A 7,252-nucleotide genomic window follows, 5' to 3' on the forward strand; every position below is an offset into this window, starting at 1 on the left:
CACCCGCCGGATCTCGGGGCGGGTTTCTGCAAACGGGTCAAGGCAATACATCCTGGATCTCCGCCCTAATTTCCGCAGCGTGGGTCAGTAAAATCATATGCGTACCCGACTCCAGCAGATGATACCGCGCCGTAGGCAGGTGTGTAGCCAGCGCCACGCCGATCTGTGGACTGACCACCTGATCCTGGGCGCCCTGCCAGATATGCACCGGCACCCGAATATCCTCCAGCCGGAAAAGCCAAGGGCGATTGAGTATCGCGAAATCATCGGCCATTCCTTTTGTCCCTTGCCGCAACGCCTCCCGCAAATCATCGCGCAGCTTCGCCAGGACGTCAGGTGCTGCCAACAGCGACTGGTCACCCGCACTCATCTTTGCCGCCCACCGCGCCACGAAACGCTCCGGCTCCTGGCGCACGCCACCCATGCTGAGGCGCAACAAAACCCTGAAGAGCCACGGCGCCCCGCGCACCAGAACAAAGAGGATATGGTCTTGACTGCGCAAAGCAGACCAGATCTCGGGAAGCGCAGTCGGTCCCGCGCTGCTCGCCAGGTGCACACTGCGTACCCGCCCCGGCATAGCGTAGGCACAGGCCAGCGCGTAAGGGCCACCGCCGGAGAAACCCAGCACATGAAAGGCGTCAAGCCCCAGACGATTTACCAAGGCCCTGCCTATGGTCGCCACTTCGGTCAGGGTCGATTCTGACTGCCGATCCGATTCTCCGTAACCCGGTCGGTCAAAGGCGATCCAGCGCAGGCCCTCACGCAGGGCCGCAGGCAGCAACTCCAGTTGCAGGCGGGAACCGGGGGTACCGTGAAAAAACAATACCGGCGACTTCCCGTTCGGATCACCAACATCTTCATAGGATACAACCTGGCCGGAATCCAGGGTGAGCGAATGCTTCATATCGCTGTCAAGGCATCGGAACACCGAAAACCCACGGTAATCGTCATCCGGCATGGTCCTTTTTGTCGTCTTTCAGGCTGGTCAGAACGTATTCAGCCATGACCCCGGAGTCAGGCTGCTTTTGCCGCGCCAGGTGCGCGACGACACTGTCACGGTTGCAAGGCGGCTGGTTCTGGCTGACCTTCCACTTGCCCATCCAGCGGGAGATGGGGATTTCTATTCCCACCACCTGCCCGATGAGCCGCTCCGTGAAATCCTGGGGCGCATCATCCACCTGCCAGGGCAGGGTAAAGTCGTTCTCCTGCTGCGCGGTCAGGGCGACCATCTGTTGCCGTACCCAATCGGGATCGTCCCTGACCTGCAACGGACCGTGGGCATGGACGACGGCATAGTTCCAGGTGGGCACCACCTGGCCGGTTTCCGCCTTGGTCGCATACCAGGAGGGGCTGATATAGTGCTGCGGCCCCTGAAAGATGACCAGCACCTCGCCGTCCGGGGACGCCTCCCGCCACAGCGGATTGGCGCGCGCCACATGTCCCTGCAGCACCGGTTGCGGTCCTTCGCCGGGTGCGAGGTACAAGGGAATATGGTTGGCCTCCAGACCATTACCGCCCATGCTGACCAGTGTCGCGAGGGGATAACGCTGAATCAGTGTCCGCAGAATCTCCGGGCGGTTTTCTGCAAAGGCTTCAGGGCAGTACATGGCCGGTCTCCGCGCTATTCAATGTTCGGCGCCGCAGGCTCGCTTACGCACAAATCAGCAGCGGGTGGGCAGGCGTCAATGGGATGGCTCCGATACTGCGATATGCTTTGCAGCTTCTCCATGGCGGCGAGCAAGTCCGGCCAAGGCTCGGCCCAAACATCCGAATAGGTTTGCTCGCCGTTATAAATAGCCGGATAGGCCAGGTTTTCTTGTCCGGGCGTGAATGCACAGTGGATCCCGGGCTTGCTGTTGCCGCGCGCATCACAACGATACCAACCCCGGTCATCCAGCCAGACCGCGGTGAAGCCGTGTGTGCAGTAGGGCGGACTGGGGCCATCCAGCGTCAGTCGTTGATAACAGAATCCCGCAGGGATTTGGTTGGCGCGCCATAAGGCCACAAGCAGATGACTTTTCGCTGTGCATAGACCAGTGCCTTGCTGCAACACTTCCGACGCTGCGCAGGTCACTTCTTCCCGGTGAAAATCCATGCTGTGCTCAATGTGATCGCGTACCCATTCGAAACAACGCCTGGCGGTTGCCGTTGGATCGTCAGAGGATAAGGTTGCTGCCAACTTGCGGATATTGGCATGCGCATAATCTACGGTGGCGCTTTCCATCAGGAAGTGCTGCGACGGCTGGGTATCTAATTTTGCGGGTTTCATAGATTTCCTGTTATTCCTGCGTGGATTCGCGCAACACACGGATATCTGCCATATCCACCAGATTCCATTCCCCATTATTACGGTATAGGCGTTTATGCTGATTCGGGTAATCCGCGACATCCTGATCCAGTCGCTGACCGATGACCAGGCACACGAGTGTTTCCGTTCCATCGTTGCTGATGCTGTGCGCGGCTGCATGGCAAGGAAAACCGACGAAGTCACCTGGGGCGATGGGATACTGATCATTCTCCATGGTGAGCGTGCCCTTACCAGACAGCACGTACACGGCTTCTTCTTCATAATGATGCAGGTGGTACTCGGTACTCTCTTTACCCGGCTCTATCTGGATGAGATGTATACCCATGTGCCGGAGGCCTACCGCATCGCCTAAAGACTTATTGATACGAACAGCGCCGGGATTGAGGAAATGGACCTTATGTTCGCCCTTCATCTGACTGATTTCCTGCGCGGTGAGCAGCAGTTTTCTGGTATCCATGTCAGCACCACTCCTTGGAAATGTCATCATGTGCGTGGCCAATATGGTCATTCGCCTCTGCGCGATTCTTCAATGCCTGATTCATTGCATTAAAACCCGCTTTTGTCGCTGCTTCCATGCTAGACACGAACATGCCCACCAGAATGCCTGAGAATCGCTCTCCCTGGGTGAACCGCGTATACCCATTACCGATCGTGGTGAGTTGAAAGTAGTGCTCGCCGTCAAAGAGACCCGGGAATCCCAGGTGACCCAGCCAGCGTAGTTCTTGTTGATTTGCTGCTTTCATCACCCTCGGCCGGAAGGTCATGGCCCTGCGTTCCTCTGATTGAATGGTCGCACGCAGCTTCTCTCCCGGCTTCGCCACTCCGGAAAGCGAGCGAATGAAGGGATTCCATTGCGGATAGGCGGGGAAATCCATGAGGATGGACCACACACGCTCTGGTGATACCGCAATATCAATCTGTGTCACGATCTGATGCATGGTCATCCTTCGTCGTTGTGAAATAATCCATTATGTTCACCGCGATGCGCTATAGAGTGCAAAATCACAATTCATTTGTTCTGCGTATGATAATTATGTGGAATCACTCTGTAATTGACTTCCCATAGGGACGTATATACATACTCCATCTGCTTTCAGATGATGGGCAGGATCTGGTAGATTGCCGGAAATCGCCACCCAACGTTCCATTGGCGTCCGATCAAGTCCTGTTGCCCATAGATGCAGCACTTGAAAACCGAGCGCTCTTAATGCGTCACCACTTTCATTGCTAATTAACAATCGCTGTTCATTTGTGACATTTGTGAACAGATCGATCCCTCCATAAATATTCCTATGCCAATCTGTAATCATGGGTTGCCACTTTGCAAAATTTCCGCCACCATTTTGGTGATAATCAGCGCTTTCAAGAACCCCCTCATTGGCAATAGTGTGAATAGCGAGATAAGTCGGCGCAGAAGGTATTCCATCGGACAATTTAAATCGTTGGGATGTGAGAAACCCCCTAACAGAAATTAACGCGGGCAACTTTTCATTGCTGTAAAAGGCATTCCATTCATTCTCTGCAGGCGGGTCGGTAAAGCTGCATTCAACTGTGTAAATCATATGCACCTCTTTTGACGGATTTTTCATCGATTGGGGCTGGTTAAATAAGATTCATCCCGCCATCCACAAGAATCACCTCTCCCGTCAGATAGGTCGATTCGGTCAGCATCATAGCCACATCAGCGATATCGTTGGGGCGCGCGCTTCGCCGCATGGGGGCATCGCGCATCCATTGTTCGCGAATGGCCACCCAGTCTTCGGTCAGCGGCGTATCCACCAGCCCCGGAGCGATAGCGTTCACCCGGATATCGGGTCCCAGGGTTTTGGCGAGCAGGCGAGTGACGTGAATTAATGCGGCCTTGCTGGCGGCGTAAGGTATGGAAGCCCCCTTGGGTCGCACGCCGGCATGGGAGCTGATATTCAATACCGATGCCGGGTGTTCGGGCGTCGATGCCGCCCGCAGATAGGGTTCGCTCAGCGCGACGAGTTGCCAGGGCGCCACCACATGGAGTTCGTAGAGGCGGTGCCAGATGTCCGGTGTCGCGGCCAGTAGATCATCATGCGGAATCACGCTGGACTCACCCGCGTTATTGACCAACACGTCGAGTCGACCATAGTGCGCATACACCCGATCGATCAGATCCCTACGCGCATCTTCATCGAGCAGATCTGCCTGAAAATAGCAGGCACCCGTCAGCGTTGCCGCCGCTTGCAGACCCGCAGCGGAGGAAGCGCGGGAATGCAGGGCCACCCAATATCCCGCCTGCGTCAAACGCTGCGCGATAGCCAGACCAATGCCGGAGCTGGCGCCGGTGACCAGCGCGATGCGCGAATTATCGGTCATGACAGTTGTATCGGCTGATCATATGTGGCCACCTCCAGCAAATTGCCATCGGGATCCCGGAAGTAGACAGAGGTGATCGGCCCAGTGGCTCCAGTGCGTGGTACCGGACCGGCTTCCAGGGCGACTCCGCAGGTCTGCTATATCCACTACGGTCAGGACGATATGATCCAGGTGGTCTATGCGCATGGCGTGATCTCAGAATTATGCTGGCCCGCAAGGCGGGTTTGGCTTGGATAAACTATAAGTCGCACCGATGAGCGACTCAACGACCGCTTCCTGTTACCACCCACCACTTCTCCGCCACTTGCCCAGTTACATACCCAAGGCATCGTCCCCTCCCCGGGCCGGTTCCTGATAGAATCTGAGTAGCCGAGGAGACTGTCCATTGCCGGATCCACATTCAAAGCACTGTGCCGAACTCCGCAAGGTCATCCATGTGGACATGGATGCCTTTTTCGCGGCTGTGGAACAACGGGACCATCCCGAACTGCGAGGTCAGCCCGTCATCGTCGGCGGCGATCCTGCCGGCCGGGGCGTCGTGGCGACCTGCAGCTATGAGGCCCGCCGCTTTGGCATTCACTCCGCCATGACGGCAGCCCGTGCCCGGTCGCTCTGCCCCCGGGCCATTTTCCTCCGCCCGCGCATGGACGCGTACCGGGAGACCTCCCGTCGGGTCATGGGAATCCTGCGGTGCTATACGCCCCTCGTGGAACCCCTGTCGCTGGACGAGGCGTTTCTGGACGTGACCGCGGCCACCACCGATGGGGTCCTGGCCGTCCGGATCGCCCGGGAGATCCGGGCGCGCATCGAGCGGGAAACGGGGTTGACCGCTTCGGCGGGGGTGTCCTACAACAAGTTGCTTGCCAAGCTCGCCTCCGACTGGCGCAAGCCCAACGGGCTCTTTGTGGTTCCACCGGAACGCGGGTTGGCCTTCCTGGCGCCCCTCCCCGTCGGCAAGCTCCATGGCGTGGGTCCGGCCACCGTGAAAAAGCTGTCCGCAATGGGTGTCCATACGGTCCTGGATCTCCGGAATGCGTCACGAGAGATCTTGATCGCGCAGTTCGGCAAGGTCGGCCTCTGGTTTTATGAGGTCGCCAGAGGCATCGACAGACGGCCCGTTCAACCAAGCCGCCAGCGGAAATCCGTGGGCACCGAGCGCACCTTCCCGGAGAATCTGGCAGACCCGAAGGTCATGCTGGCCACCCTGCAGCAGATGGCGGGGCAGGTGTCCGACCACCTCCATACCCTGGGGCTGGCGGGGCGCACCGTAAGCATCAAGGCCCGCTTCCCGGATTTCGCGACGGTCACCCGGGCGCATACCGACGCGCAGGCGATCTGGCGCACAGAAGCCATCTCTGCCTGCTTACCCGGCCTATTGGCCAAGGCCATCCCTGCCGGATTGCCTGTGCACGCATCCGTCCGGTTGCTGGGAGTGACCGTGAGCGGCCTGGTCAATGTCGAGGCGGTTCCGCCGGAAGCTGGCCAGATGAACCTGCTGGAGGAGGTCGTCGATTTTCTGAGATAAATCACCCTACGGTTTTGGAAGGCTTGGTCCATTTTCACCATCTGCCGATGCCGCAAACAGGTACTCCATAAAGGCCTTGACGATTGGGGAAATCCGCTTTCCCGCCGGATAAACCGCATACCACTTGCGCTCCAGCGGAAAACCACGCACGTCAAGTATCGCCAGTTTTCCGCTGGCGAGTTCCGCGCGTATCGTACTGGCGGACAGCACAGTAATGCCCAAACCGCCAGCCACAGACTGCTTTACAGCCTCATTACTACCAAACTCCATACGCGTTTTGAGAATAACGCCGTGTTGCTCGAAAAACTTTTCTGCGGCCAGGCGCGTTCCCGAACCGGGCTCGCGCAAAATAAATGGCACGTCCCGCAGACGGGATGGCTCGATATCCTTTTCCTGCGTCAGGGGATGGTCCAACCGGGCCACCACCACCAAGGGATTGTCAGCGAAAGCTTCCGCGACAACATTCATGTGTTCCGGCGGCTGACCCAGGATGTAAAGATCGTCCTGGTTACGCGCGAGCCGCTCCAGCAGGACCTCCCGATTACCAATAAACAAAACGGTAGCGACACCAGGATGCTCTGTACAGAATCCTCCCAACATACGTGGGATAAAGTATTTGGTGGTAGAGAGTGTGGCGACCTTCAAGCTGCCCTTCTCCAGTCCCTGGAGGGCGGCTATCTCTTGAGTGAAATATTCCAGTCGATCCAGGATATCGTGGCAAGCCGACGTCAGCGCTTCCCCCGCCGCTGTCAGATAGATTTTTTTACCTATTTGATCAAAAAGCGGCTGGCCAACGGCCTCGGCAAGTTGTCGGACCTGGATGGACAGGGCGGGAGGTGTCAAATGCAGTTCTTCAGCGGCGCGGGCAAAGCTCATGTGTCGAGCTACGGCAGCGAAGATTTTGAGTTGGTGCAATGTAGCGTGGCGGATAGACATGTCAATAGTAAATCATGGTAAATCATAATAGTAAATATATTTTACTTTTATAAATTAGAAGATCATCCACAATGCCAATCAAGCATTGGAACCCAATCAGTGGCTTCAATCGTCGTTGTCTACCATGACACAAGGAG

General features: G+C 57.1%; 9 protein-coding genes. 1 reads left to right on the plus strand and 8 read right to left on the minus strand.

Going from position 1 to position 7,252, the window contains the following annotated elements:
• Positions 1–37: 37 nt before the first annotated feature.
• From HF921_RS10110 to HF921_RS10140, 7 genes are all read right to left on the minus strand, one after another.
• Entirely contained in the window at positions 38–904 is an 867-nt protein-coding gene (locus tag HF921_RS10110) for an alpha/beta fold hydrolase (protein ID WP_215893753.1), read from the minus strand.
• 43 nt (positions 905–947) lie between these two features.
• Entirely contained in the window at positions 948–1,607 is a 660-nt protein-coding gene (locus HF921_RS10115) for an FMN-binding negative transcriptional regulator (RefSeq protein WP_215893754.1), read from the minus strand.
• A 14-nt stretch (positions 1,608–1,621) separates the two neighbouring features.
• Positions 1,622–2,269: a transglutaminase-like domain-containing protein gene (locus tag HF921_RS10120; protein WP_215893755.1), complete on the minus strand. Its 648-nt coding sequence runs from the start codon at positions 2,267–2,269 to the stop codon at positions 1,622–1,624.
• 10 nt (positions 2,270–2,279) lie between these two features.
• Positions 2,280–2,765, minus strand: coding sequence for a cupin domain-containing protein (locus HF921_RS10125; protein ID WP_215893756.1), 486 nt, complete (start codon positions 2,763–2,765; stop codon positions 2,280–2,282).
• 1 nt (position 2,766) lies between these two features.
• Positions 2,767–3,246, minus strand: coding sequence for an SRPBCC domain-containing protein (locus HF921_RS10130; RefSeq protein WP_215893757.1), 480 nt, complete (start codon positions 3,244–3,246; stop codon positions 2,767–2,769).
• Positions 3,247–3,339: 93 nt separating this feature from the next.
• Positions 3,340–3,870 carry a hypothetical protein gene (locus HF921_RS10135; protein WP_215893758.1) on the minus strand — a complete coding sequence of 177 codons (531 nt, stop codon included), beginning with the start codon at positions 3,868–3,870 and terminating at the stop codon, positions 3,340–3,342.
• A 40-nt stretch (positions 3,871–3,910) separates the two neighbouring features.
• Positions 3,911–4,654 carry an SDR family NAD(P)-dependent oxidoreductase gene (locus HF921_RS10140; RefSeq protein ID WP_215893759.1) on the minus strand — a complete coding sequence of 248 codons (744 nt, stop codon included), beginning with the start codon at positions 4,652–4,654 and terminating at the stop codon, positions 3,911–3,913.
• 385 nt (positions 4,655–5,039) lie between these two features.
• On the opposite strand from HF921_RS10140, the gene dinB reads away from it, so the two are divergent.
• Positions 5,040–6,179, plus strand: a complete 1,140-nt coding sequence (dinB, locus tag HF921_RS10145) for a DNA polymerase IV (protein ID WP_215893760.1) — start codon at positions 5,040–5,042, stop codon at positions 6,177–6,179.
• 6 nt (positions 6,180–6,185) lie between these two features.
• On the opposite strand, the gene HF921_RS10150 is transcribed toward dinB, so the two are convergent.
• Positions 6,186–7,115 carry a LysR family transcriptional regulator gene (locus tag HF921_RS10150; protein ID WP_215862214.1) on the minus strand — a complete coding sequence of 310 codons (930 nt, stop codon included), beginning with the start codon at positions 7,113–7,115 and terminating at the stop codon, positions 6,186–6,188.
• Positions 7,116–7,252: the final 137 nt, after the last annotated feature.

The organism is Acidithiobacillus ferriphilus, from assembly GCF_018854775.1.
Lineage (GTDB): Bacteria > Pseudomonadota > Gammaproteobacteria > Acidithiobacillales > Acidithiobacillaceae > Acidithiobacillus > Acidithiobacillus ferriphilus.

Excerpts from the sequence above, each read along its gene's own strand:
- HF921_RS10130 (WP_215893757.1), bottom strand. The coding sequence starts at position 3,246 with ATGCATCAGATCGTGACACAGATTGATATTGCGGTATCACCAGAGCGT.
- HF921_RS10140 (WP_215893759.1), bottom strand. The coding sequence starts at position 4,654 with ATGACCGATAATTCGCGCATCGCGCTGGTCACCGGCGCCAGCTCCGGC.
- HF921_RS10110 (WP_215893753.1), bottom strand. The coding sequence starts at position 904 with ATGAAGCATTCGCTCACCCTGGATTCCGGCCAGGTTGTATCCTATGAA.
- HF921_RS10115 (WP_215893754.1), bottom strand. The coding sequence starts at position 1,607 with ATGTACTGCCCTGAAGCCTTTGCAGAAAACCGCCCGGAGATTCTGCGG.
- HF921_RS10150 (WP_215862214.1), bottom strand. The coding sequence starts at position 7,115 with ATGTCTATCCGCCACGCTACATTGCACCAACTCAAAATCTTCGCTGCC.
- HF921_RS10120 (WP_215893755.1), bottom strand. The coding sequence starts at position 2,269 with ATGAAACCCGCAAAATTAGATACCCAGCCGTCGCAGCACTTCCTGATG.
- HF921_RS10125 (WP_215893756.1), bottom strand. The coding sequence starts at position 2,765 with ATGGATACCAGAAAACTGCTGCTCACCGCGCAGGAAATCAGTCAGATG.
- HF921_RS10135 (WP_215893758.1), bottom strand. The coding sequence starts at position 3,870 with ATGATTTACACAGTTGAATGCAGCTTTACCGACCCGCCTGCAGAGAAT.